The organism is Puia sp. (assembly GCF_035546395.1).
Lineage (GTDB): Bacteria > Bacteroidota > Bacteroidia > Chitinophagales > Chitinophagaceae > Puia.
In genome coordinates, this window is the sequence record NZ_DASZXR010000015.1 from 310893 (window position 1) to 335828 (window position 24936).

29 protein-coding genes are annotated in these 24936 nt (G+C 54.6%); 12 read left to right on the forward strand and 17 right to left on the reverse strand.

The window, feature by feature from the left end:
* The first annotated feature begins 11 nt into the window (after positions 1 to 11).
* On the forward strand, positions 12 to 1517 hold the full coding sequence (gene cysS, locus VHE34_RS19265; RefSeq protein WP_325590615.1) for a cysteine--tRNA ligase: 1506 nt from the start codon (positions 12 to 14) through the stop codon (positions 1515 to 1517).
* Positions 1518 to 1535: 18 nt separating this feature from the next.
* On the opposite strand, the gene mnmD is transcribed toward cysS, so the two are convergent.
* Positions 1536 to 2177, reverse strand: a complete 642-nt coding sequence (mnmD, locus tag VHE34_RS19270; protein ID WP_325590617.1) for a tRNA (5-methylaminomethyl-2-thiouridine)(34)-methyltransferase MnmD — start codon at positions 2175 to 2177, stop codon at positions 1536 to 1538.
* A 219-nt stretch (positions 2178 to 2396) separates the two neighbouring features.
* Here mnmD and VHE34_RS19275 point away from each other — a divergent pair, with 219 nt between their 5' ends.
* Positions 2397 to 2936, forward strand: coding sequence for a hypothetical protein (locus VHE34_RS19275; RefSeq protein ID WP_325590619.1), 540 nt, complete (start codon positions 2397 to 2399; stop codon positions 2934 to 2936).
* Between the two features lie 22 nt (positions 2937 to 2958).
* Here the strand turns inward: VHE34_RS19275 and VHE34_RS19280 are convergent, their stop codons facing one another.
* The 9 genes from VHE34_RS19280 to paaA all read right to left on the reverse strand — a co-directional run bounded on the left by VHE34_RS19280 (position 2959) and on the right by paaA (position 8921).
* Positions 2959 to 3351, reverse strand: a complete 393-nt coding sequence (locus tag VHE34_RS19280) for a hypothetical protein (protein ID WP_325590621.1) — start codon at positions 3349 to 3351, stop codon at positions 2959 to 2961.
* A 40-nt stretch (positions 3352 to 3391) separates the two neighbouring features.
* The gene (locus tag VHE34_RS19285; RefSeq protein WP_325590624.1) at positions 3392 to 3799 is read right to left on the reverse strand and encodes a hypothetical protein; all 408 of its coding nucleotides are present in this window, start codon (positions 3797 to 3799) and stop codon (positions 3392 to 3394) included.
* Positions 3800 to 4043: 244 nt separating this feature from the next.
* Positions 4044 to 5048 (reverse strand): GTPase ObgE, encoded by a 1005-nt coding sequence (obgE, locus tag VHE34_RS19290; RefSeq protein WP_325590626.1) that lies wholly within the window; start codon positions 5046 to 5048, stop codon positions 4044 to 4046.
* 16 nt (positions 5049 to 5064) lie between these two features.
* Positions 5065 to 5664 (reverse strand): transferase hexapeptide repeat family protein, encoded by a 600-nt coding sequence (locus VHE34_RS19295; protein WP_325590628.1) that lies wholly within the window; start codon positions 5662 to 5664, stop codon positions 5065 to 5067.
* 1 nt (position 5665) lies between these two features.
* Positions 5666 to 6442, reverse strand: a complete 777-nt coding sequence (locus VHE34_RS19300) for an enoyl-CoA hydratase-related protein (protein ID WP_325590630.1) — start codon at positions 6440 to 6442, stop codon at positions 5666 to 5668.
* Position 6443: 1 nt separating this feature from the next.
* A complete protein-coding gene (gene paaD, locus VHE34_RS19305; protein WP_325590632.1) occupies positions 6444 to 6932 on the reverse strand; it encodes a 1,2-phenylacetyl-CoA epoxidase subunit PaaD in 489 nt (162 codons plus the stop codon).
* A 3-nt stretch (positions 6933 to 6935) separates the two neighbouring features.
* Positions 6936 to 7706: a 1,2-phenylacetyl-CoA epoxidase subunit PaaC gene (paaC, locus tag VHE34_RS19310; protein ID WP_325590635.1), complete on the reverse strand. Its 771-nt coding sequence runs from the start codon at positions 7704 to 7706 to the stop codon at positions 6936 to 6938.
* A 2-nt stretch (positions 7707 to 7708) separates the two neighbouring features.
* Complete coding sequence (paaB, locus tag VHE34_RS19315; protein ID WP_325590637.1) at positions 7709 to 7999, reverse strand: 1,2-phenylacetyl-CoA epoxidase subunit PaaB; 291 nt, start codon at positions 7997 to 7999, stop codon at positions 7709 to 7711.
* Positions 7983 to 8921 (reverse strand): 1,2-phenylacetyl-CoA epoxidase subunit PaaA, encoded by a 939-nt coding sequence (gene paaA, locus VHE34_RS19320; protein WP_325590639.1) that lies wholly within the window; start codon positions 8919 to 8921, stop codon positions 7983 to 7985. The genes paaB and paaA overlap by 17 nt, the downstream gene beginning before the upstream one ends.
* Positions 8922 to 9026: 105 nt before the next feature.
* Between paaA and VHE34_RS19325 the strand changes: the two genes are divergently transcribed.
* Positions 9027 to 9605 carry a Yip1 family protein gene (locus VHE34_RS19325; protein ID WP_325590641.1) on the forward strand — a complete coding sequence of 193 codons (579 nt, stop codon included), beginning with the start codon at positions 9027 to 9029 and terminating at the stop codon, positions 9603 to 9605.
* Between the two features lie 105 nt (positions 9606 to 9710).
* Here the strand turns inward: VHE34_RS19325 and paaE are convergent, their stop codons facing one another.
* Entirely contained in the window at positions 9711 to 10799 is a 1089-nt protein-coding gene (gene paaE / locus VHE34_RS19330; protein WP_325590643.1) for a 1,2-phenylacetyl-CoA epoxidase subunit PaaE, read from the reverse strand.
* A gap of 85 nt (positions 10800 to 10884) precedes the next feature.
* Positions 10885 to 11475 carry a TetR/AcrR family transcriptional regulator gene (locus tag VHE34_RS19335; RefSeq protein WP_325590646.1) on the reverse strand — a complete coding sequence of 197 codons (591 nt, stop codon included), beginning with the start codon at positions 11473 to 11475 and terminating at the stop codon, positions 10885 to 10887.
* 142 nt (positions 11476 to 11617) lie between these two features.
* On the opposite strand from VHE34_RS19335, the gene VHE34_RS19340 reads away from it, so the two are divergent.
* The 3 genes from VHE34_RS19340 to VHE34_RS19350 all read left to right on the forward strand — a co-directional run bounded on the left by VHE34_RS19340 (position 11618) and on the right by VHE34_RS19350 (position 15805).
* Positions 11618 to 12541 carry a PfkB family carbohydrate kinase gene (locus VHE34_RS19340; protein ID WP_325590648.1) on the forward strand — a complete coding sequence of 308 codons (924 nt, stop codon included), beginning with the start codon at positions 11618 to 11620 and terminating at the stop codon, positions 12539 to 12541.
* A 37-nt stretch (positions 12542 to 12578) separates the two neighbouring features.
* A complete protein-coding gene (locus tag VHE34_RS19345) occupies positions 12579 to 14615 on the forward strand; it encodes a M13 family metallopeptidase (protein WP_325590650.1) in 2037 nt (678 codons plus the stop codon).
* A 200-nt stretch (positions 14616 to 14815) separates the two neighbouring features.
* A complete protein-coding gene (locus tag VHE34_RS19350; RefSeq protein WP_325590652.1) occupies positions 14816 to 15805 on the forward strand; it encodes an aspartate-semialdehyde dehydrogenase in 990 nt (329 codons plus the stop codon).
* Positions 15806 to 15834: 29 nt separating this feature from the next.
* On the opposite strand, the gene VHE34_RS19355 is transcribed toward VHE34_RS19350, so the two are convergent.
* The 3 genes from VHE34_RS19355 to ligA all read right to left on the reverse strand — a co-directional run bounded on the left by VHE34_RS19355 (position 15835) and on the right by ligA (position 19268).
* A complete protein-coding gene (locus tag VHE34_RS19355) occupies positions 15835 to 16497 on the reverse strand; it encodes a DUF2461 domain-containing protein (RefSeq protein ID WP_325590654.1) in 663 nt (220 codons plus the stop codon).
* A gap of 33 nt (positions 16498 to 16530) precedes the next feature.
* Positions 16531 to 17094 (reverse strand): NUMOD4 domain-containing protein, encoded by a 564-nt coding sequence (locus VHE34_RS19360; RefSeq protein WP_325590656.1) that lies wholly within the window; start codon positions 17092 to 17094, stop codon positions 16531 to 16533.
* A gap of 65 nt (positions 17095 to 17159) precedes the next feature.
* Positions 17160 to 19268: an NAD-dependent DNA ligase LigA gene (ligA, locus tag VHE34_RS19365; RefSeq protein WP_325590658.1), complete on the reverse strand. Its 2109-nt coding sequence runs from the start codon at positions 19266 to 19268 to the stop codon at positions 17160 to 17162.
* A 63-nt stretch (positions 19269 to 19331) separates the two neighbouring features.
* Between ligA and VHE34_RS19370 the strand changes: the two genes are divergently transcribed.
* The gene (locus tag VHE34_RS19370; RefSeq protein WP_325590660.1) at positions 19332 to 20099 is read left to right on the forward strand and encodes an NUDIX hydrolase; all 768 of its coding nucleotides are present in this window, start codon (positions 19332 to 19334) and stop codon (positions 20097 to 20099) included.
* Between the two features lie 2 nt (positions 20100 to 20101).
* Here VHE34_RS19370 and VHE34_RS19375 read toward each other — a convergent pair whose 3' ends face one another.
* Together VHE34_RS19375 and VHE34_RS19380 are read right to left on the reverse strand one after the other, a co-directional pair.
* Positions 20102 to 20710, reverse strand: a complete 609-nt coding sequence (locus tag VHE34_RS19375; RefSeq protein ID WP_325590662.1) for an HD domain-containing protein — start codon at positions 20708 to 20710, stop codon at positions 20102 to 20104.
* 27 nt (positions 20711 to 20737) lie between these two features.
* Complete coding sequence (locus VHE34_RS19380) at positions 20738 to 21106, reverse strand: helix-turn-helix domain-containing protein (RefSeq protein WP_325590664.1); 369 nt, start codon at positions 21104 to 21106, stop codon at positions 20738 to 20740.
* Between the two features lie 248 nt (positions 21107 to 21354).
* Here VHE34_RS19380 and rplM point away from each other — a divergent pair, with 248 nt between their 5' ends.
* The 5 genes from rplM to pyrH all read left to right on the forward strand — a co-directional run bounded on the left by rplM (position 21355) and on the right by pyrH (position 24802).
* Positions 21355 to 21798 carry a 50S ribosomal protein L13 gene (gene rplM / locus VHE34_RS19385; protein WP_325590666.1) on the forward strand — a complete coding sequence of 148 codons (444 nt, stop codon included), beginning with the start codon at positions 21355 to 21357 and terminating at the stop codon, positions 21796 to 21798.
* Between the two features lie 12 nt (positions 21799 to 21810).
* Positions 21811 to 22200 (forward strand): 30S ribosomal protein S9, encoded by a 390-nt coding sequence (gene rpsI / locus VHE34_RS19390; protein WP_325590668.1) that lies wholly within the window; start codon positions 21811 to 21813, stop codon positions 22198 to 22200.
* 30 nt (positions 22201 to 22230) lie between these two features.
* Positions 22231 to 23106, forward strand: coding sequence for a 30S ribosomal protein S2 (gene rpsB / locus VHE34_RS19395; RefSeq protein WP_325590671.1), 876 nt, complete (start codon positions 22231 to 22233; stop codon positions 23104 to 23106).
* 61 nt (positions 23107 to 23167) lie between these two features.
* The gene (gene tsf, locus VHE34_RS19400) at positions 23168 to 24016 is read left to right on the forward strand and encodes a translation elongation factor Ts (protein WP_325590673.1); all 849 of its coding nucleotides are present in this window, start codon (positions 23168 to 23170) and stop codon (positions 24014 to 24016) included.
* A 72-nt stretch (positions 24017 to 24088) separates the two neighbouring features.
* The gene (pyrH, locus tag VHE34_RS19405; RefSeq protein ID WP_325590675.1) at positions 24089 to 24802 is read left to right on the forward strand and encodes a UMP kinase; all 714 of its coding nucleotides are present in this window, start codon (positions 24089 to 24091) and stop codon (positions 24800 to 24802) included.
* Positions 24803 to 24936 lie beyond the last annotated feature (134 nt).

Here is a 24936-nt window from a genome sequence, read left to right on the forward strand (position 1 = left end):
TTCGGGCCCGTATGAGTCAGCTAAAAGTTCATAATTCTTATACCCGTCAGAAGGAAGTTTTCAACCCGATCACAGCCGGTCATGTGGGCATGTACGTTTGCGGTCCGACCGTCAGCGGGGAAAGTCACCTGGGACATGCCCGTCCCACGATCACCTTCGATTTCATCTATCGCTACCTGCTACATCTTGGCTATAAGGTCAGGTACGTCCGTAATATCACCGATGCCGGTCATTTCGAAGAAGAAGGCCGCGAGGCCGAGGATAAGATTTCCAAAAAGGCCGTGCTCGAAAAGCTGGAGCCGATGGAGCTGGTGCAGAAATACACCAACCTGTTCCATTGGGCGATGCGGCAGTTCAACAATCTCAATCCAAGCATCGAACCCACTGCCACCGGCCATATCGTCGAGCAGATCGAAATGATCCGCAAGATCATCCAGGAAGGATATGCGTACGAGGTCAACGGTTCCGTCTATTTCGACGTAAAGAAATACGCCGCTCATTACCCATATGGCAAGCTGAGCGGCAGGGTGCTGGACGATCTTCTCGAGACCACCCGCGACCTGGACGGCCAGGACGAGAAACATAACCGGCAGGATTTCGCGCTGTGGAAGGCCGCTCCGCCCGAACACATCATGCGCTGGCAGAGCCCCTGGGGCGAAGGATTCCCGGGTTGGCATATCGAGTGCTCCGCGATGAGCACGAAGTATCTGGGGGCTCAGTTCGATATCCACGGCGGCGGCATGGATTTGCAGTTCCCGCATCATGAGAGTGAGATCGCGCAGAGCACGATCTGCAATCACGAGGTCCCGGCCAGGTATTGGCTTCATAACAACATGATCACCCTCAACGGTAAGAAGATGGGGAAGAGCTATGGGAACCAGATCCGGCTCACGGAGATGTTCACCGGCTCGCATCCGCTGTTGCAACAGGCTTATTCGCCGATGACCATCCGCTTCTTCATCCTGCAGACCCACTACCGCAGCACGCTCGATTTCAGCAATGAAGCCTTACAGGCCGCGGAGAAAGGGCTCAAACGCCTCTGGGAGGCTTATGACCTGCTGAAGAAGATGGGAGCCGATGAGGTGGAGAACAGTTCCGCCACTGCGGCCGATCCGGCCATCGACGACCAGGTGCGAAAGTTGCTGAACGAACTGGACGAGTTCATGAATGACGACTTCAACACCGCGAAGGTGCTGGCGAATCTCTTTGAGCTGGTGCCGATCATCAACTCCCTGAAAGGCGGCCAGATCCGCCGCGATGCGCTGAGTCCCGCCACACTTCAGTTGATGAAGCGTTATTTCACCGATTATCTCGAGAACATTCTCGGGCTGAAAGGCGAGTCGGCCGGTGATGATCAGAAGCTCAGCGGTGTTATGGAGCTGCTCATCGATATCCGCCGCGACGCCCGTTCGCGCAAGGACTATTCGACTTCGGATAAGATCCGCAACCAGCTGCAACAGTTGGGGATCGTCCTCAAGGATGAGAAGGATGGAGGAATGAGTTACACCCTTGCCTGAATGGGCAAAGGTCCACCTTTAGCGAACCCTGGCTCTAAGGAACTCTCTTTTACCCGGTGGTCCCGGCAACTTTTCGGTTTCGAACCCTGCGGCCTGCAGCGCCCGGCGGACCGCTCCCTTGCAACAATAGGTGACGAGCACCGCCCCTGCCGCAAGCTGCGCAAACAGCCTTGCAAACAACTCTTCCGTCCAAAGTTCGGGCTGCGCCACAGGATCAAAGGCATCATAATATACAAGATCGGCCGGCTCCCGAAGCGTATACCCGCGGATATCCTGCCGGCTTTTGAACAACTGAAATTCCGGCGTGATGGCAACAGGCCTTTCCCATTCGGCATCATGCAGCCGCTCAAAGACCGGGCGGCAGCCGGGCCGGCCCATTACCTCGCAGAAATTCAACTCCCGGGCAGACTGCAGCGGTTCCGTCTCCACGGTCTCATAACGCACCGGCCGCGCCTCCAAAAGGGTCAGCAGGGCATTCAGGCCTGTCCCAAATCCCATTTCAAAGATGCGCAATGGGCTGCTCTGGGCCATCTTCAGCCCCGCCTCGATAAAGATATGCCGCGACTCCTGTAAGGCGCCAAATCTCGAATGATAGGTTATGCCGCCTTTTCCCTCCAGCGTGTGAGACCCGTCGTCCGTCACAATTAGCTTCCAGTCCATGCAACAAAATTCTACATTTACCGGTAATAATTGTAAATCTTCCATGGACTACCGGCTACATGAGACCCTGCGCTGGACGCCCACCGCCGGAGTGAAAAAAAAATAGTATCTTTCGTGACCCTGCACGGCCATCGTGGCCGGCACTCCCGGCAACCTTTCACCCCGGGAATACGTATCCGGATAAAAGGGACCTATCGTTAACTTTTAAAATTAAAAATTGTGAGAAAGTTGAAAATCGTTTTTTCCGCTCTTTTCGTCGTCGTGTCTTTTGCCGCTCTTATTTCCATTTCCGGCTGTAAAAAGACATACAATACGGTCGTACAGGATAGCGTCTACTATTCTTCCTGGACGCCGTTGTCGATGAGTTTGAACGTCGGCCAGAACAACGACTCGATATACTACCAGGATTTCAACAACTCGAGGATCACGGCAAAAATTATCTCGCGTGGCGCCGTCATCGGCTATTTCGGCCAGGTGCTGAGCGGCGATACCACTCTCTCCGTCGCCTCCGACTGGGCTCCTTACTATGGCGTGGTGCAGCAACTGCAGGTTGGCGTGCTTGACCTGTCCGCCTTCGTGGATCTTAGCTATAACAATGGCGGTTTCCTTTACCGGTACGTGATCATCCCCGGGAGTGTCCTGGCGAACTCTTCGCTCAAGGATATGACGAAGGATCAGCTGAGCAAAATGAAATTCACCGATCTGCAGCAGGCGCTGAACAAGGCACAAGGCTCCGCCACCGGGAATCGCCTCAATTAATATTTACAAGTAAAGGAAGTGATTACTTCACTTCCTTTACTTCTACGTCTTCCACCAGCCGGCTATTCGTGTTCACTTCGAAACGCTGAACGGAATTGTCACTGAGATTGCGGATGACGAAAACCATCTTTCCAAAGCTTTCGGAGTCGGCCAGCTTGAACTTCTTATCAAACTTCTTCATCGAATAAACGCCCGAGTAAAGGGCGTTGCCCGCCTCGTCGAGAATAGTCACGCTGAAACGGCTGCCCGCAGCGTTGTCATACAGCACATTGAAAAAGAACGCCCCATCAGTGTTGCCGACGTATTTTACTTCGGCCGTGCTGGCATTTTTGTCTGCGACAGGATCATGCGGGCCATTGGCCAGGCTTACCAGGCTTATGCCGGCAAGAAGAAAAGAAAGAACGATCGACTTCATAAATTTTCGATTATGGATTTGAGAAATGGTTAATGGCAGGTTAGTTGACCTTCCGGACGGCAACCTCGCGGATGATCCGGCTGTTGACGTTGATGTCGAAGGCCTTTACGATGTCCGCGTCTTTGAAGTCCCGGATCACGAATACGACCCGGTCCTTATCGGACTTCGGCAACCGGAATTGTTTGTAGATGGTCTTTTCGCTGAAAGCATTCTGATACACCGGCGTTCCATCCTGGTCCTTGATGACGACCTGGAATTTGCCGGTCGTGGGATTGGTGTAGGCGAGGTCGAAGATGAGCATGTCATCCTGCGTGCCGAGGTATTTTACCGTTGCGGCGTTGTCCGTTGCAGCGGTTTCGGCGGACTGGGCCTTTGCCGAAGAAAGGACCAACATGAAAGCGGCTGCGAGAGAAAGCTTGCCAAAGAAAGCCATGAATTGAGACTTCATATAAATGGGTTTTAGTGACGATTAGGATATGGAGCAACCCGAGAGCATGTTATATGGAAAGTCAACCGATGACAAGCGCAGGCAGGCGAATCGGCTTGGGCAAGAAAGAGAGAGAAAATGGCAGGCTGGATATGAAAGAGATCAGGACGATCTCATATTTGATACTGCAAATATATATCCAAAATCGATTAATAGCAATACTTCAATATGAATTCTGTGTTAAGATTGAAATATTGTTTTTATTCTAATTCGTATTGTCCTCATTTAAAGTCTTCCAGAGCAAGTCTTTTAGGTCAACGATACCCTGGTTGGTCACCGAAGAGATAAATGTATGTGGGATATCTGCGGGTAGCTCGCGTTCGATAGCGTCTTTCAGTTCATCATCCAGCATATCGCTTTTGCTGATGGCAATGAGAAAACGTTTGTGCAGCAGCTCGGGATTGTATTTTTCGAGTTCGTTGACGAGGATGCGGAATTCCGCGGCATGGTCGGGACTGTCGGCTGGGATAAGGAACAGCAGGACGGGATTGCGTTCAATATGGCGGAGAAACCGGTGACCAAGACCCTTTCCTTCCGCGGCTCCCTCGATGATCCCCGGCAGATCGGCCATGCAGAATGAGCGGCCGTCCCGGTACTCCACCATCCCCAACTGGGGAGTAAGCGTGGTGAAAGCATAGTCGGCAATCTTGGGCTTGGCGGCTGTGATCACGGATAGCAGGGTAGACTTGCCCGCGTTTGGAAATCCAACCAGCCCGACATCTGCCAGCACTTTGAGTTCCAGGACCTTCCAGCCTTCCACGCCGGGAAGGCCCGGCTGAGCGTACTCCGGCGCCTGGTTAGTGGCGGTGGCGAAATTGGCGTTTCCAAGCCCGCCCCGGCCGCCCTTCAGCCAGATGATCTCCTGCCCGTCCTCGAGGATCTCCGCTTCTACCTTGCCGGTTTCTTCATCCCGGGCTACCGTCCCGAGCGGAACGTCGATAAAGATGTCCTTGCCGTACCGGCCCGTGCAGTTGTTCCCGCTGCCCGCCTCGCCGTCTTCCGCCAGCACGTTCTTATAGTAGCGCAGGTGCAACAGCGTCCACTGGTGTTTGCTCCCCCGGAGAATGATATGGCCGCCGCGGCCGCCGTTGCCGCCGTCGGGACCCGCCATGGCATTGAATTTGGTCTGCATAAAATGCTTGCTGCCGGCGCCGCCGTGCCCGCTCCTGCAAAAGATCCTGATCTGGTCGACAAAGTTTGATTTCTCCATTCGGGGGCAAAGATACTTACTCTGCGCCTTTCCAGGGCTTGTAGGTCTTTTCGGGGGCTTTTCCTTCTACCGGCTTTGCTTCCTCCGGCCGCAGCGGCTCACAAGGCTTCCAGTCCGCCTGCATCTCTCCCGGGAGCGCCTGGTAGATGGCTGTACCTTCAGTCTTCCAGCTGAGCATCTCATCGCTCACGGCTTTAACGATCTTTCCCGGATTACCCACCACGACGCTTCGCGGCGGAATGATCTCCCCCGTCCTGACAAGACTCAACGCCCCGACAATACATTCGTCACCGATATCGGCATTGTCCATGATGACAGCATTCATCCCGATCAGGCAGTTTCGCCCGATCCTCGCCCCATGGACGACCGCGCCATGACCGATATGCGCCCCCTCGCACAGCAGGACCGTAGCGCCGGGAAAAAGATGGATCGTACAGCTCTCCTGCACGTTGCAGCCGTCTTCGATGATGATCCGCCCCCAGTCGCCGCGGATGGCCGCGCCGGGACCGATATAGACACCTTTTCCGATCAACACATTACCCGTTACGGCAGCCTGCGGATGCACGAAAGAGGAGGGATGGACCACCGGCCGGTGGCCATTGAATTCGTAAAACATATTATTGGCCGGTAAATTTTGGAGCCCGTTTGTTCAGGAAGGCGTTGACCCCTTCCGAATAGTCCTTTGTCTGTGCGGCCTTTTGCTGCAGCTCGTCCTCCAGCAGCAGCTGGGCTTCGAGCGTATTGGTTGCCGAATAGTTCAATGCGTGTTTGGTCAGCGCCAGCGCCCGGGTAGGCATTTCGGCCAGAACGGCGGTCAATGCCCGTGAAGCGCCGGCAAATTCGTCATCGGGGTACACGGCATACACCATCCCCATCCTCTCGGCGGCCTCGGCGGGGATCTTATCCCCCAGGAAGGCGATACCCGCAGCTTTCTGCCAGCCGACCAATCTCGGCAGGAACCAGGTACCCCCCGTGTCGGGGACTAAACCGATCTTCGAAAAAGCCTGGATAAAGGAGGCCGACTTCGTCGCCAGGACCATATCACAGCAGAGCGCGAGGTTGGCCCCGGCCCCGGCCGCTACGCCATTCACCGCCGCCACTACGGGCTTTGGAAGATTGCGGATACGGGTGACGATCGGGTTATACTGCTCGATGAGGACCTTGGATAAGCCCGGCCCATTCGCATCGGTTACCTCCACGAGGTCCTGACCCGCGCAAAAGGCCTTGCCGGCGCCCGTGAGATAAATGGCACGAACTTCATGCAGACTCGCACATTCATCGAGCCGGGCCTGCAGCAACAACGCCATCTCGCGGTTAAAGGAATTCAGCTTGTCCGGCCGGTTCAACGTAATAAAGGCGACCTGATCCCGGATCTCAAAAAGGATGGAAGACATATTAGTGACATTTAAAATAATCGAAGGGCTCCCGGCAATCCTCGCATCGGTACAGCGCCTTGCAGGCCGTACTGCCGAATTCACTGATCATCGTGGTATGGTAAGAGCCGCAATGGGGGCAGGCGATGGCTTCATTATGCTGGAACAGACCCAGGTCACAAACGATGGGTACCGGTGTCGGCGGGGCGATCCCATAAGCTTTCAGCTGTTGCTTTCCCTTTTCGCTCATCCAATCCGTCGTCCAGGCCGGTGAAAGAACGGTAGTCAACCGTATATCGGGGTAGCCATTTTCCAGGAGGACCATCCGGATATTCATCCGGATCACATCCATCGCGGGGCAGCCGCTATAGGTAGGAGTGATGACGATCTCGGGATGACCGTCTGCCATCCGGACATCCCGGACGATCCCCAGGTCGACAATCGACAAGACCGGAACTTCGGGATCATATACCGTTTCCAACAGGGACCATATCGTTTTTGTCGGCTCCATCGGCTACCATTCGCAGCCCGGGTATGCGCGTTGTAGAAATTGCATTTCTGCCAGCAGATATCCCAACTGCTCGGTATGTCTGCCCTGCTTACCGCCCTTCTGCGCCATCGCCGTGGGGACGGTCAGGGTCGCCTCCTTTAATACTTCCTGTACCCGGGCGGCCCACAGCGGCTGTACCTGTGCCAGATCGACGGCGATACCCGCCGGCACAAGCCATTGTTCATAGTCGGCAGGCAGGAACAGCTCTCCCGTGTACATCCACAACTGATCGAGGGCCTTCTCCATCCGGGCATGACTTTCTTCCGTTCCATCTCCCAGGCGGATCACCCATTCCCCGCTCCAGCGAAGATGATAGGTGACCTCTTTCAATGATTTTTCGGCGATGGCCGACAGCTCGCCATCCCGGCTTCCCCGTAATTCCCGGTAAAAATAATATTGCCAGGCGCTGAAGAGGAACTGCCGTACAATGGTCGTCCCCCAATCGCCATTGGCCTGCTCGACCAGCAGGCAGTTGCGGAAATCCCAGGAGTCCCGCAAGTAGGCGAGCTGGTCTTCGGTGACGGGCGATTTCGCGTCTCCGGCGGCATTCATCAGCCGCGCGGCGTATTGGTAAAGGTACCGCGCCTGACCGATCAGGTCCAGCGCAATATTGGACAAGGCGATGTCCTGCTCGAGGATCGGACCATGACCGGTCCACTCGCTGTTGCGATGACCCAGGACAAGCGCGTTGTCGGCCAGGTGCAGGGTGTAATTGATAAGGTGTCGGGCCTTCATGCTTACATATGCTTTAGTTCGTCCGGCAGATCATAGAAGGTTGGATGGCGATAGACCTTGTCGTTGGCCGGATCATAAAAGGCGGCGGCATCGTCGGGGTTGGAGGCATGAATGTACTTGCTTTCCACCACCCAGATGCTGACCCCTTCCATCCGGCGGGTATAGACATCGCGGGCATTCTCGATGGCCATGGCCGCATCGGCGGCATGCAGGCTGCCCACATGCTTATGATCCAAACCCTGTTTGCTGCGGATAAAGATCTCCCACAGCGGCCAGCTATGCTGTTTTTCCATATTGTATCTTTTTCTCTGCATGCGCAACCGCCGCCTCGCGGACCCAGGCCCCGTCCTCATGGGCCTTCACCCGGGCTGCCAGCCGTTGCCGGTTACAAGGACCGTTGCCGTTCACGACATTCCAGAACTCTTCCCAGTTGATGCTTCCGAAATCATAGTGCTGCCGTTCTTCATTCCAGCGGAGCGCGGCATCCGGCAAGGTCATTCCAAGAAGCTTGACCTGCTCTGCGCAGACATCGACAAACTTCTGCCGCAGCTCGTCGTTGGTGAACCGCTTGATCTTCCATTGCATGCTCTGCGCCGTATGAGGGGATGCATCGTCATTCGGCCCGAACATCATCACCGAGGGCCACCACCACCGGTCGATCGCATCCTGGCACATCCGCCGTTGCGCCTCACTACCCCGGCTCAGCACCAACAGGATCTCGAATCCCTGGCGCTGGTGAAAGCTTTCTTCCTTGCAGATGCGCACCATCGCCCGGGCATAGGGGCCATAGGAAGCCCGGCACAAGGGCACCTGGTTCATGATGGCCGCGCCGTCTACCAGCCAGCCGATGGCGCCCATATCCGCCCAGGTCAGCGTGGGGTAATTGAAGATGGAGGAATATTTTGCTTTTCCGCTGTGCAGCTGGCCGATCATCTCATCCCGGCTGACGCCAAGCGTTTCGGCGGCCGAATAGAGATAGAGCCCATGGCCCGCCTCGTCCTGGACCTTGGCGATAAGGGTCGCCTTCCGCCGCAGCGAAGGGGCCCGCGTGATCCAGTTGGCCTCCGGTAACATGCCCACGATCTCGCTGTGCGCATGCTGCGAGATCTGTCGTATAAGGGTCTTGCGATAGGCCTCCGGCATCCAGTCCTTCGGCTCGATGCGAATGTCCTGGTCGACCTTATCCTGGAAGAGCTTTTCACTGGCGGAGTCCATACAGTCGTGTTTATGCCCAAAGGTACTCATTTTTTAAAAAGCTAACAAGTGTTAGCACGCCGCGGTCTTTTCTTTCCGTATATTAGAAGAGCTAATTTTTGCGGTATGTCCCTTTCACGGAGAGTTTGGAACATCCTCGTGTCGCCTGACCGGGAATGGCATGTGATCACCGGCGAGAAAAGGACCAAAAGGTCCCTGTTGGGCCGTTATGTGATCCCCCTGGCGCTGATCCCTGCCGCCGCCAGTTTCATCGGCTATGGCCTGGTCGGCGCCAACGGCATCCTCTTCCGGATGAGCGGACCGTATTGGGGCATCTCGATGGCCCTCAACAGCTTCATCACCTCGCTTTTCGTCTATTGGATCGGGACTTCGCTGATCGACCGGCTGTCGCGTGGATTTGGGGGGACCAGCAACCCCGGCCGCTCGGCGCAGCTGGTGGCCTATTCTTATACCCCCGCGTGGATCGCCGGCGTTTTTTACGCCTTGCCCGGCTGGCAGCAGGGCGTGGTGCTGGGATTATACAGCGTTTATCTTTTTTACCTGGGTGTGCCGGCGCTAAAGTCCATACCCGAAGACCAGCGGGTGGCCTATACGATCGTCAGCGCGATCCTGCTCATCATCATCCGCTTCCTGGTGGGACTCCTTCTTTCCGATCTTATTTATTCGTTCGCGTCGGCCTCCTAGACCGAAAGGAGTTCTGTCAGTCCACGAGGCCTAATGCCGAAGTGGACCGACATGATGAGCGTTGAGGCAAAAAATTATTTTTGTTCGATTTTTTGCCTCAATCCACTATTTGGAGTCAAAGTCAATAACCACTTTCTCCGTTCTGGGATGAGACTGGCAAGTGAGGATAAAACCTGCGGCCAGCTCGTCAGCCTCGAGGGCATAGTTGACATCCATCTCCACTTCTCCTTCGAGCAGCTTCGCCCGGCAGGTGCAGCAAACCCCGCCCTTACAGGCATAGGGCAGATCGACCCCTTCCAGCAGAGCGGCGTTCAGCACGCTTTCCCCGTCGTAGGGCAGCCGGAAGGCATGGCTGATGCCGTCGAGCCGGACGGTGACCTCGCTGACGCCTTTGGTCTCGACGCCTGCCTGCACCGCTGTCCGCGCCTTACCGGCGCCTGTGGGGGCATTCTCCAGCGTATGGAACAGCTCGAAATGGATATTTTTTTTCGCTACACCCTGTTGCTGGAGCCATTCGCTGACGGCGAAGATCATTTCCTGGGGTCCGCAGAGGAACACTTCGTCCACCGATGCCAGGTCGATCAGCCCCGGGCAAAACTCAGCGCATTTCCCCGCGTCGATGCGCCCCTGGTACAGCGGGATGTCCATCTGCTCCCGGCTGAGAACATGATGCACCGCCAGCCGGTGTACATGGCGGTTCTTCAGCGCCTCGAGCTGCTCGCGGAAGATGATCGAAGGCCGGTGTCGATTGCCGTATACCAGGGTGAAATGGCTCTCCGGCTCGATGGCCAGGGTCGTTTTTATCAGTGAGATAACCGGGGTGATGCCGCTGCCCGCAGCAAAGGCGAGATAGTTCTTCCGGTTCCCGGCTTTCAGTTCGGTGTAGAATTTTCCCGAGGGGGGCAACACCTCCAGTTCCTGTCCCGCTTGCAGCTGCTCATTGGCGAAGGTGGAAAAAAGGCCCCCCGGCACCCGCTTGACGGCGATGCGCAATTCATTCTCCAGCGGGCTGCTGCAGATGGAATAGCTGCGGCGCACCTCTTCGCCGCCGATCTGCATCCGGACCGTGATATTCTGGCCCTGCCGGAATTCGAACGCCTCCTTCAGCTGCGGCGGAACGGTAAACGCGATGGAGACGCAGTCGGCCGTCTCCCGGCGGATGTCTTCAACGACAAGTTTGTGGAAATGACTCATGGTTCTTTTTCGCCTTCGGGTTTAAGAAATTTACCCTCCGGCGCAAAAGGGCAAATGATGGACCTTCGGTCAATGAGCCTGTGGCTCATTTCTTTAGTCCTTCAATAAGGTATTTCACCATGTTCGATTCAAGGGTTTCGGCGTTGGTGGTCTTCCTGCTCCGCTGCCAGCTGTCGATGCCACTGATGGCGGAGAGGATCACGAGTACGGCCGTATAAGGGTCGATGGCTTTTATCTCGCCTTTGGCGATACCCGCCTCGAGGATATCGCTGAGCCGCTTGCGGTAATTGCGCCGCTGGTTGAGGAAGTTGGAGAGGTAGGGCTCCGGAAGATGCCGCCATTCATGATCGGCAATGTAGACATATTCATATTGGTCCAGCATCATCCGGATATGCAGCCGGATGATCGTCTCCATTTTCCGCAACGTCGGTTGCGGGCTTGCCTCCACCTGCTCAAGGTTGGTCATGAACTCATTGGCCACCTTGAAACAAATGGTCTGCAGGATCTCCGATTTGGACTGGATATGATTGTACAGGGAGGCGGCTTCCACGCCCACGTGCTCGGCCAGGTCGCGCATCGACGCGGCGCCGAACCCTTTTTCCCGGAACAGCCGGGAGGCTTTTTCGATGATCACCTCTTTCTTGGTGCTGTTCCTTTTGCTCTGAATTTTAGCCATTGGGAATGTAAAGATAATATAATTACTAACGAGTGTTAGTGCATTATGTCATATTTTGCAGCCCAAATCCGGCAAAACATCACGATAGCCGGATTCAGGTTCGCCATTGATAAGGCATAAACTTGAAGCTAAATTAACACGAATGTCACTTATTGTCGTTGGTTCCATGGCCTATGACGCCATTGAAACCCCTTTCGAAAAGACAGATTGGATCGTCGGCGGAGCCGCCACCTACGTCGCATATGCCGCCAGCAACTTCATAAAGCCGATCAACCAGGTCTCCATCGTCGGCTATGACTTCGCCCGGGAAGAGCTGGATCAGCTGCTATGGCGCGGGGTCAACCTGGAAGGAGTCGAAATAAAAAAGGACAAGAAATCCTTTTTCTGGCGTGGCAGATATCATCTGGACATGAACACGCGGGACACCCTGGTTACCGATCTGAATGCCTTTTTGGACTTCAACCCCGTGATCCCGGACAGCTACCAGGGTAGCGAATTCGTGATGCTTGGAAATATCACCCCGGCCCTGCAGATCAGCGTCGTCAAACAATTGAAGACGCGCCCCAAGCTCATCGCGATGGACACGATGAACTTCTGGATGGATAATGCGCTCGACGATCTTAAGAAACTGCTGACGATGGTCGATGTGCTGACTGTCAACGATAGCGAAGCCCGGCAATTGAGCGGGGAGTCCTCGCTGGTAAAGGCGGCCCGGGCCATCATGAAGATGGGTCCCCGTTTCCTGATCATCAAGAAAGGAGAACATGGCGCGCTCCTCTTCCACGAAGACAAGGTCTTTGTGGCGCCCGCCCTTCCTCTGGAAGAAGTATTCGATCCCACCGGCGCCGGCGACACCTTTGCCGGAGGATTCATCGGCTGGCTCGCGCACACCCGCGATATCTCCTTCGAGAATATGAAGACCGCCGTCATCGTCGGCTCGGCGATGGCTTCCTTCTGCGTGGAGAAGTTCGGTCCGACCCGGCTGAAAGAGATCTCTCGCGCTGATATCGATGCGCGTATCCGTCAGTTTGTCGATCTCGTCAATTTCGACATCGAGCTGGTCTGAGATTATCCTATATTTAGGGGATAAAATCAAAACAGTCATGAGAAGTCCCCTTGTTCTCTCGGCAGCAACCCTGGCGATCCTTTCGCTGGGGTTTGGCTCCTGTCATTCTTCCACAGACGGGCCGGCCGCGCCTATTTTTGATACATCGCAATTCGACAACAGGGTCAAGCCCGGTGATGACTTCTATCGTTATGCGAACGGGAAGTGGAGCGACACGGCAAAGATCCTCCCTACGGAATCGGGCGCCGGGTCATTTTACGACCTGATCCGGACGACCAACGACCGGTTGCGAATGATCCTGGACAGCCTTTCCAAAGGCAACAGCACGGCGGGCAGCATCGAGCAGCAGGTTGGGGACATGTACGCATCCGGGATGGATTCCGCGACGATCGAAAAGCGTGGCAGCGAGCCTCTCAAACCCTATCTGCTCGCGATCGACTCGATCCACGACATCAAAGGTTTAATGGGATATGTCGCTTCGGCACAAAAGCGCAACGACGATCTCCTGTTCGACGTGGGCATCGGCGCCGATGAGCGGAACAGCGCCATGAACATCGCCATCTTTTCGCAAGGCGGCCTGGGTTTGCCCGACCGGGATTACTATTTCAAGCAGGACCCCGCCACGGAAGCCGTGGTAAAGGCCTATCAGAACTTTCTGAAACACTTGTTTGTCCTTTCCGGAGTGGATTCCGCCGCCGCCGGTGACAAAGCGGTAAAGGTATTCGCATTGGAAAAGGAAATGGCCGCCGGTCACAAGACCAATGTGGAATTACGCGACCCCAACGCCAACTATCATAAAATGGCGCTGACAGCACTGGATCGTTCGATGCCGGCGTTCGGCTGGGCAAGGACATTCGAAGCGATAGGATTCCATGTTGACTCGGCGAATGTGCAGCAACCTGCGTTCTATACAAAGGTGGACCGGCTCCTCACCACTGTCCCCATCGATACCTGGAAGGACTACCTGCGGGCCCATACTCTGGCTAATTATGCCAACCGGCTCAGCAGCCCCTTCGTCGACGCCGCGTTCCAATACAACAAAGCGGTTAGCGGCCAGCAGAAGATCAAGCCGAGGGCCGAACGGATGACCCAGATGGTCAACGCTACGCTGGGCGAAGCATTGGGGCAGATATATGTAAAGCGGTGGTTCACCCCGCAGGCCAGGCAAAGGATGACGGAATTGGTGAACAATCTTCAAACTGCCTTCGCCGCCCGGATCGACAAGCTGGACTGGATGAGCGACAGCACAAAGAAGACCGCGAAAGAAAAGCTGTTTGCTTTTATAAAGAAGATCGGTTATCCCGACAAATGGCGGGACTACAGCAAGGTAAAGGTCAGCAGGGACGATTATTTCGGGAACCGGGTATCCGCCGATGTCAACGACTATCAATATGCCCTGGCGAAATTGGGCAAACCCGTCGACCGGACGGAGTGGACCATGACCCCGCCTACCATCAATGCCTATTATAATCCAACCTTCAACGAGATCGTTTTTCCGGCGGGCATCCTGCAGTCGCCTTTTTTCGATCTGTCGGCAGACGATGCGGTCAACTATGGGGGAATTGCCATGGCGATCGGTCATGAAATGACGCACGCCTTCGATGACGAGGGCTCACAGTATGATAAGAACGGCAATCTAAAGAACTGGTGGAGTAAGGAAGACAGCGCCAAATTCGCAGCGAAGACAAAAGCGGTCGTCGCCTTATACAACAGCTTTGTCGTGCTCGACACCCTGCATGTCAACGGCGCCCTGACCAATGGGGAGAATATCGCCGATATCGGCGGGCTGGCCGTGGCCTATGACGCCTTCAAACTGACCCCGCAGGGGAAGGACTCGGTAAACATCGACGGGTTTACGCCGAATGAGCGGTTCTTCCTGTCCTATGCCCGCATCTGGCGAACGAAGATGAAAGACGAGCTGACCAGGACGCTGATCAATACCAACCCGCATTCGCCTTCCGAATGGCGGGTCGACGGTCCGCTTATGAATTTCACCCCGTTCTATGAGACCTTCCACGTGGTGCAGGGCCAGAAAATGTACCGCCCTGCGGGTGACCGGATCACGATCTGGTAAATAAATTTGGATGTACAGCCTTTCGTGTTTAATTTAGCGCCGCAATGCAAATGATGAAACATACAAAGATGATTAAGAAGTGCCTCGCGCAGCGGGACAGGATCTGATCTTTTTGTATGCCAAGATATCCAGAGCCTTCCCGCAACCGGGAAGGCTCTTTTTTTGCGGCGTATATCAATAACGAAAACCAAACAAAAACAATGAAAGTTGCAGTCGTCGGCGCCACCGGTCTGGTTGGCACCAAAATGTTACAAGTCCTGGCAGAAAGAAACTTCCCCGTCACCGAGCTCCTCCCCGTAGCCTCCGAAAAGTCCGTTGGAAAGCAGGTAGAGTTCAAGGGAAAGAAATATACTGTCGTCAGTGCCGATGATGCGATTGCAGCAAAGCCCGCCCTGGCCCTCTTCTCTGCCGGCGGAAGCACCTCCCTCGAATGGGCGCCGAAGTTCGCTGCTGCGGGGATCACGGTCGTCGACAACTCCAGCGCCTGGCGGATGGACCCCAACAAGAAGCTGGTGGTGCCCGAGCTCAACGCCGACGCCCTTAGCGCCGAGGACAAGATCATTGCCAACCCAAACTGTTCTACGATCCAGATGGTCGTCGCGCTGAACCCCCTGCACAAAAGATACAAGGTGAAACGCATCGTCGTGAGCACCTACCAAAGCGTGACCGGGACCGGTGTGAAAGCCGTAACGCAATTGATGAACGAACGGAAAGGCGTTAGCGGAGAGATGGCCTATAAATACCCGATCGACCTGAACGCCATCCCGCAGATCGATGTATTCCTCGACAATGGATATACCAAGGAAGAAATGAAAATGGTCAATGAGACCCGGAAGATCATGCGCGATGATAGCATCCGTGTAACGGCTACTACGGTGCGTATTCCGGTGATGGGCGGTCACAGCGAATCGGTCAACGTGGAATTCGAGAATGAGTTCGACCTGGCTGAGGTCCGCACCTTGCTGAGCAAGGCGCCAGGCGTGATCGTCGTCGACGACCCCGGCACGCAGCAATATCCCATGCCCAAGGATGCGCACGAGCGGGATGAGGTATTTGTCGGAAGGCTGAGAAGGGATGAGACCCAACCGAAGACGCTGAACATGTGGGTGGTCAGCGACAACCTGCGCAAGGGAGCCGCCACCAATGCAGTGCAGATAGCGGAATATCTCTCGAGCAAGAAGATGCTGTAAACAGAAAGGCCCCACGGGGCCTTTTCTTCTTATTCCAGCGACCGGTTCAGAAATTGAACAAAGGCGGTCATTGAAGCAAAAGTCTTGAGGATCTCTTTCAGGAAGGTCTTTGACTGGACTTCGGCGTCCGTGAAGTTCCGGGTAACGATAAAGCTCTTCAACTTGAGGTATTCAATGGCGGGGTTCTGATCGTCATAGCCCTTGGGTGGCCGGGAAAGGATCTCTCCCTGGTCGAGGCCGTCGGGGAAATGCTTCCTGAAATTCCGGTCGCCAAGGACCTTCTTCCATTCCGCGAAGCTATAATCTATCTCCTGCCGGACCTTATTCAGCTCCGGAGCCTGGGGCATCCACAATCCACCCCCGGCCATACTACTGCCCGACTCGATATGCAGGTAATAGCCGGCCGTCGGGACTTTCTTGCCACCCTTGTTGAGGTAAGCACCCATGTGCGTTTTGTAGGGCGTCTTGTCGGGCGAGAACCGGACATCGCGGTAGATGCGGTAGGTACAATCCTTTGGATGCAGATTGGCTATCTCGGGATCGGTTTTGCCAAATCCTTCGATCACCTGCCCGACAAAGCTGTCCATGTCCTCTTTTGCCTCCAGGTAGACGGATTTGTTCTTTTCAAACCAGGGTTTATTGTTGTTCTTCTTAAGGTCTTTAAGGAATTTGAGCGTAGAAGTTTGTAACATAGTTCTGATAACAACTGATAGGCCTGTCTTGTTCTACTTGATCCTTCCCCAGTTTTCGCCACTCTTGATCCGGTACATGGTCATTTCGCTGACCTTGTACTTCTCGGCTAGTTTCTTGATGGTAAGCTGTCGGTTTTTGCTCGATAAGGTTTTCTTGATGGTCTTTACCTGGGAGGCAGTGAGTTTGAGCCCAACGGTACGATTGGCCTGCACTTTTTTGTAAGCGATCTTCGCAGGGCTCTTTTGCTGGTGGTCGATCATCTCTTCCAGCGTAGCCCATTTCAGATTCCTCGAGGCATTGTCCAGCTTGTTGTGATTCACATGGATCACATACTTGTTTTTCGGACCTGCCTTGGGCAGGAATAGGCGCGCGATCTCCCGATGAATATACAGCGTGCCGTTGTTGCCTGGCCGGTGCAGATTCAGGGTCTTATAACCGGTCGTCAGGCTGCCGTTCAGCAATTTGCCGTCGGCTAGCACATCTTCCGAGTAGCTGGCAACGCGACCCATGGAAGACAGTGCGTATTTTTTTCGGAGTTGTTTCCAGCCGGGAAACTGCAAAGGTTTCCACACTTCGCCGGTGAGTTTTCTAATCATGCCTGTCAATTTTCTTAAAGTTACGAAAAAGAATTTCGATTTACCAGTAACGTAAGAAAATATTATTATATGTTTTGGCCAATCATTTTTATGAATTCGTCCTCTGTGAGTATATGGATCGAGGATATCTTTTTCGCTTTCTCCAACTTGCTGCCGGCATCCTCGCCAACGACGAGATAGTTCAGTTTACTGCTGACGCCGCTCAGTATCTTCCCCCCGTTAGCCTCGACCGAAGCCTCGGCGTCCGAGCGTTTCAACCGGTTAAGGGTGCCGGTGAACAAGAACGTTTGCCCATCCAGGTTGCCCCCGCCGGCATTCGACTTGGATTTCTGGCTTTTCAGATTCAGTCCCAGCGCCTCCAGGTCGGATAGAAGATGCTGGTTATCGGCATTATGGAAGAAATGATATACGCTGGTCGCCACTTTGGGACCTACATCTTCCAGATTTTGAAGGTCTTCCAACGAGAAGTTCACAAAATCGGGTAACTGGTCGACCGCTGCCGCCAGGGTTTTTGCCGTCGTTTCGCCTACATAACGGATACCCAACCCGAAGATCAGCCGATGCAAGGGCTGGTGGCGCGAGGTTTCGATCGCCGCCTGCAGGTTGCTGACGCTTTTTTCCCCAAAGCCTTCCAAAGTCCTGATCTTGTCATAGGGCAGCCGGTAGATCCCGGGGATATCTTTCAGGAATCCCAGGTCATAGAACTTTTGGACGTTGGCATCCCCAAAACTGCGGATATCCATGGCGTCTTTGCTGGCGAAATGGATGATCCGCTCCACGACCTGGGCCGGGCAGTTGATGTTGACGCAACGCGTCACCGCTTCCCCTTCCGGCTTTTCCAGCAGGTGACCGCAGACGGGACAGGAAGTCGGGAATACGATGGCCGTCTCCTTGCCGGTGCGAACCTCCGCCAGCGGCTTTACGATATAAGGGATGACATCCCCTTTGCGTTCTACAAGTACCTGGTCGCCGATCCGCAGGTCCTTTTCCCGGACGACATCTTCGTTGAACAGCGAGATGGAACTGACTGTGACCCCGCTCAGCGGAACAGGGTCGATCTTGGCCACCGGGGTAACACTGCCGGTGCGGCCTACCTGGAACTCAACCTTTAGGAGGGTACTGGTGGCCTGGCGCGCCGGGAATTTGAAGGCGATCGCCCAGCGCGGATGGTGGGAGGTCATTCCCATCCGGTCCTGTAAGGCGATCGAATCCACCTTGATGACCATACCGTCTATCTCATAGGGGAGGTGATCGCGCAACTGTTCGTACTCCCGGCAGTAGTCGATCACCGCCTGGATCCCTTTGACCAGCTTTTTTTCCTTCTGCGGACTGCGGAAACCCAGATCCCAGAGCATCTTCAGGCTACCGCTATGGGTCTTCAACGCGGGGTCCGGCTCTTTCCCATCGAGCGGGATATAGTAGCTGACATGGTAAAGGAAGGCCTCCAGGTTTCGGCGGCTGACCTCCCTTGGGTCTTTGATCCGCAGGGAACCGGCTGCGGCGTTTCGGGGGTTGGCCAGCGGCGGAAGCCCCTGCTCGGCCAACTGGTCATTGTATTTTTTGAAGTTGCTCAGGTTCAATAGCACTTCCCCGCGGATTTCTATCAACTGCAGGCCATACCGGGAAAAGGCCGCCGAAAGCGGTACCGACCGGATCTGCCGGATATTGGTGGTGATCTCGTCTCCGGAGACGCCGTCACCCCGGGTAACGCCCCGCAGCAACCGGTCGTTCTCATAGATCAGGGAGATGCTGGCGCCGTCGAACTTGGGTTCGACACAATATTCCAGATTTTCCAGCCCCGTCAGTTCCCGGGCCTTGCGGTCCCAGTCCAGCAGGTCGTCCTCGTTATAGGAGTTCTCCAGAGACAGCATCGGCACGAGGTGCGGTGTATTGGGGAAATCCTTGGTAAGGCCGCTGGTGACCCGCTGGGTAGGAGAATCGGGGGTGACCCATTCGGGATGCTCCGCCTCTATCTTCTCGAGGGCCTTGTACAAAGTATCGTATTCGAAGTCCGAGATCAGGGGGTCATTGAGAATGGCATACCGGTACTCGTGGAAACGCAGCACATCCCGCAGTTCTTCCAGTTGTCCTTTTTTCGGCGGATGATCCCCGACAAGGGACAGAAGAGCGGTAGTTTGCTTTTGAAGGCGTTGCGTTTGGTCGACAGAATACATACATCAATTTTATGGCATAAAGTTAAGTGAATCGATTGTCTAAAATAGTAACTTAGTAATTGAATGAACTCTGAAAAAATATCTAACGATGCTTTGTCCTCCACGGAGGTTGCCGCTACCGGTCAGAAGAACATAAAAACGATCCTCAAGCAGCTCGAAAACGACGGGATCATCGGTATTTCCGTCGACTGCGTCATTTTCGGATTCGACGATAACGAGCTGAAGGTGCTGCTGATCAAGTCCGATTTCGAGCGGTATGAGAACAAATGGTCCCTGCTGGGCGACCTGGTCAACAACCACGAAGACCTCGACGAGGCCGCCTATCGCATCCTGCGCGAACGGACAGGCATGGACGATGTCTACCTCGAGCAGGTAAAGGCCTTTGGCGAGGTCAACCGCCACCCCGCCGCCCGCGTGGTCACTATCGCGTATTGCTCGCTGATCAATATCGAGCATCATCAGCTGAAGATACTCGACAATGAATTGCACTGGCATCGCGTGACCACCCTTTCCGATATGGCCTTCGATCACCGCAAGCTCCTCGACGCCTGCTACGAATGGCTGCAGAAAAGGATCCAGGAACATCCCCTGGGCTTTAGCCTCCTGCCGAAAAAATTCTCTCTCCGCGAATTACAGAATCTCTACGAGGCCATCCTGGACGTCAAGCTCGACCGGCGGAACTTCCGGAAGAAATTCTTTTCCATGGATCTGCTGGAAGACACCGGTGAGCTCGAATCGGACGTTCCGCACCGCCCCGGAAAGCTCTACAAGTTCAACTACGATAAATACCAGAAGAAAGAGCGGAAAAAGTGGTTCGGGATCGACTTCTAAGGTTATTGTACGTCGCGCTGATGATCGATGATGAATTGGATGATCTCCTCCAGTGGGATATCGATCCGGCTGAGGGCGTCGTTGATATCATCCCGGCTCACCTGGGCGGCAAAGGACGGGGTCTTTAATTTTTTGAGAATGCCTTTTACATCCATCCCCTCGTAGCGCATCGGCCGGATCAGCGCGGCGGCGTGGATGAATCCCGAAAGCTCGTCGAACACATAGATCATCTTGTCCATCTTCGTTTCCGGTTCTACGCCAAAATATTTCGGTCCGTGCGAGGCGATAGCATGGATCACTTCCGGGTCGACCTTCAATTCTTCCAGCTTCTCGATGATGATGCGGCAATGCGCATCCGGGTGCTTCTCCCAGTCCGCGTCGTGCAACAGGCCCGCCAGCTCCCATTTCAGGGCCGTCCGCTCATCGGCGCCTTCCCGCTTCAACGCCCATGCCCGCATCACCGCGCTCACCTGCTTCATATGCAGCCTCAACCGTTCGTTGGGCACCCACTCGTTCAGCAGCGCATGCGCTTCTTCGATCGATATCAAATTGTCTTTATTGGCCGCATCACCGAAGGTGGATCGCCCGAGCGCGAGAGGGTGGGTGGACATGGTCGTACTTTTGAGTGAAGATAAGGCTTATTGCAATGCGTACTCTTTCGTGAGGGCCTCGGCGGGGATGCGCAGCAACTTGCTGAACTTACGGATCATAGTTAGGGAAAGCGCCTGCTTATAGTTGAGCACTTTGCTGACCGTGCCCTTGTCGCCGTATTCTTTTGCCAGGTCTGTTGCCTTGTAGCCGAACTCTTCCATGCGGATCTTGATCAGCCCGACAGGGTCCACATCGGGCATTTCCCACTGTTGCTCTTCGTATTGGTTGATCAGAAAGGCGAGCAGTTGCATTTCTTTCCGTTCCATCGAACCCTTCTCCGCAACGCGGACTTCTTCATACCGGCGGGTAGCCTTACGGTAGTCTTCTTCATTCTCTATCAAATACCAGGGTTGCATCGCGCATTGCATTTATAAATCCGCCGAAATGTAAAAATTAGTTGGCAATTTGCCAACTATTGAACACGGGCGACAACAGATGAAAATTCAGAGTCAAAATTTTTATTGTAAATCAATACATTGTAAAACCATCATAAAAATTTAACCCCTTTTTTCTTGGAACATCGCATACATTCAAAGTACCTTTGCACTCCTTTCAAATAAACAAGCCGGTGGGATAGCGCCGGCAAACGCAAAAAACACAGAAAATGAGCAAACTGCATTTCACCACCAAGCATGCGAACGAGGCTACCGTTAAACGCGACTGGTACGTTGTGGACGGTACTAATCAAACCGTAGGCCGCATGTGTTCCAGGATCGCTGCCATCCTGCGCGGTAAGAACAAAGCCTACTACACGCCCCACGTCGACTGCGGCGATTTCATCATCGTGATCAACGCCGACAAGGTCGTTTTCTCTGGCAACAAGCAGGAAGACAAGATCTACATCAACTTCTCCGGTTATCCCGGCGGCAAGAAGGAAGAGATCGCCAAGGATCTTCTCAAGCGTCGTCCCGACGCAGTTATCGAGCGCGCCGTAAAGGGTATGCTCCCGAAGAACCGCCTGGGCCGCAAGATGTATAAAAAACTTTTCGTGTACGCCGGTGCCCAGCATCCGCATACTGCCCAGCAACCCAAAACTTTAACCTTCTAATTTTTCAGATAAATGGAAAAGCAAAAAAATGCAGTTGGTCGCCGTAAAGAGGCCGTAACCCGGGTGTTCCTGACACGGGGCGAAGGCAAGATTACGATCAATGATAAGGACTACAAACAGTATTTCTCTCTGGTATACCTGCAGAACCAGGTCGAGCTGCCCCTGAAAACGGTAGAAGGTCTGGACAAATATGATGTAAAGATCAACGCCGCCGGCGGTGGTATCAAGGGTCAGGCCGAAGCCGCCAAGCTCGGTATCGCCCGCGCCCTCCTCGAAGTCAACGCCGAGTTCCGTCCCGCGCTGAAGGCCGCAGGTCTCCTCCGCCGCGACCCCCGTGCCGTGGAAAGAAAGAAACCCGGCCGCAAGAAAGCGAGAAGGAGCTACCAGTTCAGCAAACGTTAATCTTTATCACAACTACTTTAAACTCATACAATGGAAAATAACACTTCATTACAACAACAACTCCTCGAAGCCGGTGTCCATTTCGGTCACCTGCGTAAGAAGTGGAACCCCAAAATGCTGCCTTACATCTTTGCTGAAAAGAAAGGTATCCATATCATCGATCTCAACAAGACCACTGAAAGCCTGCAGGAGGCCGCTGCGGCCCTGAAGCAGATCGCCAAGAGCGGGAAGAAGGTCATGTTCGTCGGCACCAAGAAGCAGGCGAAAGAGATCGTCACAGAATGCGCCCGCAAGGTAAACATGCCCTTCGTCACTGAACGCTGGCTGGGTGGCATGCTCACCAACTTCAACACGGTCCGCAAGAGCGTGAAGCAAATGCAGAGCATCGAAAAAATGCTGAACGACGGCACGTTCGACAGCATCACCAAGAAAGAGCGGCTTACCCTCTCCCGTGAGCGCGACAAGAAGGAAAAGGTCCTCGGCGGTATCGCCCAGCTGGGCCGTGTTCCTGCCGCCCTCTTCATCGTGGACATCGGTCATGAGCATATCGCGCTGGCAGAAGCCAAGCGCCTGGGTATCACCACCTTCGGGATGGTTGACACCAACTGCGACCCGAACAAGGTAGATTTCGCGATCCCGGCTAACGACGACGCAACGAAATCCATCGCCATCATCGTAAACTACGTCACCGCAGCCATCGCCGAAGGTCTTGCCGAAAGGCAGGCCGCTAAGGAGGAAGATGTGGAAGATGCAGGCGGCGACGAGAACGAGAAGAAGGCAGCCCGTCTCCAGGCGGAAGCCGAGAGCGAAGCCAGCCGGGCCCGCGGCGAGAAAGTAAGAGGCACCACCCAACCCAAACGCAGGGTCCCGAACTCCGGTCCCCGTCGTGGCCCGGGCGGTCGCTAGGAAGGATGACCGCCCCTGAACGGGGAGGCCGATCCAATTGTTCAATCTTAAATATAAGTATATGTCAACTGCAACTATCACAGCAGCAGATATCAACAAATTGCGCCAGACAACCGGCGCCGGAATGATGGACTGCCGGAAAGCACTGGTGGAAAGTGATGGCGATTTCGAAAAAGCGATCGACTACCTGCGGAAGAAAGGTCAGAAGGTTGCCGCTCTGCGCAGCGACCGCGAGGCAAAAGAAGGGGTCATCATCGCGACGACCACGGCGGACAACAAGACCGGGTTCATCGTGACCGTGGCTTGCGAGACCGACTTCGTGGCAAAAAATGCGGACTTCGTCAACTTTGCACAAAGCATCGTAGCCCAAGCCGTTAAAGGGAACGTCAAGACGCTGGAAGAGCTGTTGGCTGCTCCCCTGGATGGCGCTACAGTCGCCGATAAGATCAACGACCAGGTTGCCCGTATCGGTGAAAAGATCCAGCTCGCCCGTTTCGAACGGGTCGATGCGGATGGTGTTTCAGCCTATATCCACGGCGCCTATCGCATGGGCGTGCTGGTAGGTCTGTCGAAGAACACTCCCGCCGTCCTCGACGCCGGAAAAGACATCGCCATGCAGATCGCAGCCATGAATCCCGTGGCCGTCGACCCGGATTCCGTCCCGGCCGACGTCGTCGCCCGCGAAAAGGCGATCGTTACCGAACAGATCAAGAACGATCCAAAAATGGCCGGCAAGCCCGATGAAATGATCGACAAGATCGCCGTCGGCAAGCTGAACGCTTTCTTCAAGGAGAACACCCTTACCGCCCAGGCCTACGTAAAGGACGCCTCCAAGACAGTTGGCGACTACCTCAAGGGCGTGGACGCTTCGGCAAAGGTCACGCAGTTCAAAAGAGTTCAACTCGGATAAAAAAATAAAAAAGACCGTCTAAAGACGGTCTTTTTTTTACCTTCGCCTCAAATTATTAAGATTCATTCCGATATGGTGCCTAAGTACAAGCGTATTCTGCTCAAATTATCCGGTGAAGCCCTGATGGGAGACAAGAGTTTTGGTTTCGACAACGGCGTTATCGCACAATACGCAAAGGATATCAAGAGCATCGTAGAGCTGGGCGTACAGGTCGCCATCGTCATCGGCGGCGGCAACATCTACCGCGGAATGAATGAAGCCGAGACCGGCATCGAGCGCGCCCACGGCGATTATATGGGCATGCTCGCCACCGTAATCAACGGAATGGCCATGCAGGCCGGTTTGGAAAAGATCGGGGTCTATACCCGCCTCCAAAGCGCCATCAAAATGGAACAGATCGCCGAGCCCTACATCCGTCGCCGCGCCATCCGCCACGTCGAAAAAGGCCGGGTGGTCATCTTCGGCGCCGGCACCGGAAACCCATATTTCACCACCGACACCGCCGGCTCTCTCCGGGCGATCGAGATCAATGCCGAAGTGATCCTCAAAGGCACCCGCGTCGACGGGATCTATACCGCCGACCCCGAAAAGGTCCCCACTGCCGATAAGTTCGAATCCATCACCTTCCAGGAGTGTATCACCCGCAACCTCAAGGTAATGGACATGACTGCCTTTACCCTTTGCATGGAAAACCAACTGCCGATCATCGTATTCGACATGAACAAACCCGGCAACCTGATGCGCGTCGTTCGCGGCGAAAAGGTTGGCACACTCGTAAAGGACTAAGAACCAGAATATTAAAAAAGGCAGCTCTCTATTTGCTTATCTGCTCAAACCATAGTAATTTGGGCCTTTAACCGCCGCTGTCGCTTATTAGCTTGCTTCCTCCCCGTCAATATTCCATGAAAAGGCCTCGTTGT

Bases quoted from the DNA above. Each gene is read 5' to 3' on its own strand.
- cysS (WP_325590615.1), top strand. From the start codon at position 12: ATGAGTCAGCTAAAAGTTCATAATTCTTATACCCGTCAGAAGGAAGTT.
- VHE34_RS19360 (WP_325590656.1), bottom strand. From the start codon at position 17,094: ATGATTAGAAAACTCACCGGCGAAGTGTGGAAACCTTTGCAGTTTCCC.
- VHE34_RS19340 (WP_325590648.1), top strand. From the start codon at position 11,618: ATGTCACTTATTGTCGTTGGTTCCATGGCCTATGACGCCATTGAAACC.
- rpsB (WP_325590671.1), top strand. From the start codon at position 22,231: ATGGAAAATAACACTTCATTACAACAACAACTCCTCGAAGCCGGTGTC.
- tsf (WP_325590673.1), top strand. From the start codon at position 23,168: ATGTCAACTGCAACTATCACAGCAGCAGATATCAACAAATTGCGCCAG.
- VHE34_RS19355 (WP_325590654.1), bottom strand. From the start codon at position 16,497: ATGTTACAAACTTCTACGCTCAAATTCCTTAAAGACCTTAAGAAGAAC.
- VHE34_RS19295 (WP_325590628.1), bottom strand. From the start codon at position 5,664: ATGTTTTACGAATTCAATGGCCACCGGCCGGTGGTCCATCCCTCCTCT.
- rplM (WP_325590666.1), top strand. From the start codon at position 21,355: ATGAGCAAACTGCATTTCACCACCAAGCATGCGAACGAGGCTACCGTT.
- pyrH (WP_325590675.1), top strand. From the start codon at position 24,089: ATGGTGCCTAAGTACAAGCGTATTCTGCTCAAATTATCCGGTGAAGCC.
- mnmD (WP_325590617.1), bottom strand. From the start codon at position 2,177: ATGGACTGGAAGCTAATTGTGACGGACGACGGGTCTCACACGCTGGAG.
- VHE34_RS19380 (WP_325590664.1), bottom strand. From the start codon at position 21,106: ATGCAACCCTGGTATTTGATAGAGAATGAAGAAGACTACCGTAAGGCT.
- VHE34_RS19370 (WP_325590660.1), top strand. From the start codon at position 19,332: ATGAACTCTGAAAAAATATCTAACGATGCTTTGTCCTCCACGGAGGTT.
- VHE34_RS19325 (WP_325590641.1), top strand. From the start codon at position 9,027: ATGTCCCTTTCACGGAGAGTTTGGAACATCCTCGTGTCGCCTGACCGG.
- paaC (WP_325590635.1), bottom strand. From the start codon at position 7,706: ATGAAGGCCCGACACCTTATCAATTACACCCTGCACCTGGCCGACAAC.
- paaD (WP_325590632.1), bottom strand. From the start codon at position 6,932: ATGGAGCCGACAAAAACGATATGGTCCCTGTTGGAAACGGTATATGAT.
- VHE34_RS19300 (WP_325590630.1), bottom strand. From the start codon at position 6,442: ATGTCTTCCATCCTTTTTGAGATCCGGGATCAGGTCGCCTTTATTACG.
- VHE34_RS19335 (WP_325590646.1), bottom strand. From the start codon at position 11,475: ATGGCTAAAATTCAGAGCAAAAGGAACAGCACCAAGAAAGAGGTGATC.
- ligA (WP_325590658.1), bottom strand. From the start codon at position 19,268: ATGTATTCTGTCGACCAAACGCAACGCCTTCAAAAGCAAACTACCGCT.
- VHE34_RS19280 (WP_325590621.1), bottom strand. From the start codon at position 3,351: ATGAAGTCGATCGTTCTTTCTTTTCTTCTTGCCGGCATAAGCCTGGTA.
- VHE34_RS19350 (WP_325590652.1), top strand. From the start codon at position 14,816: ATGAAAGTTGCAGTCGTCGGCGCCACCGGTCTGGTTGGCACCAAAATG.
- paaA (WP_325590639.1), bottom strand. From the start codon at position 8,921: ATGGACTCCGCCAGTGAAAAGCTCTTCCAGGATAAGGTCGACCAGGAC.
- rpsI (WP_325590668.1), top strand. From the start codon at position 21,811: ATGGAAAAGCAAAAAAATGCAGTTGGTCGCCGTAAAGAGGCCGTAACC.
- VHE34_RS19345 (WP_325590650.1), top strand. From the start codon at position 12,579: ATGAGAAGTCCCCTTGTTCTCTCGGCAGCAACCCTGGCGATCCTTTCG.
- VHE34_RS19375 (WP_325590662.1), bottom strand. From the start codon at position 20,710: ATGTCCACCCACCCTCTCGCGCTCGGGCGATCCACCTTCGGTGATGCG.
- paaB (WP_325590637.1), bottom strand. From the start codon at position 7,999: ATGGAAAAACAGCATAGCTGGCCGCTGTGGGAGATCTTTATCCGCAGC.
- paaE (WP_325590643.1), bottom strand. From the start codon at position 10,799: ATGAGTCATTTCCACAAACTTGTCGTTGAAGACATCCGCCGGGAGACG.
- obgE (WP_325590626.1), bottom strand. From the start codon at position 5,048: ATGGAGAAATCAAACTTTGTCGACCAGATCAGGATCTTTTGCAGGAGC.
- VHE34_RS19285 (WP_325590624.1), bottom strand. From the start codon at position 3,799: ATGAAGTCTCAATTCATGGCTTTCTTTGGCAAGCTTTCTCTCGCAGCC.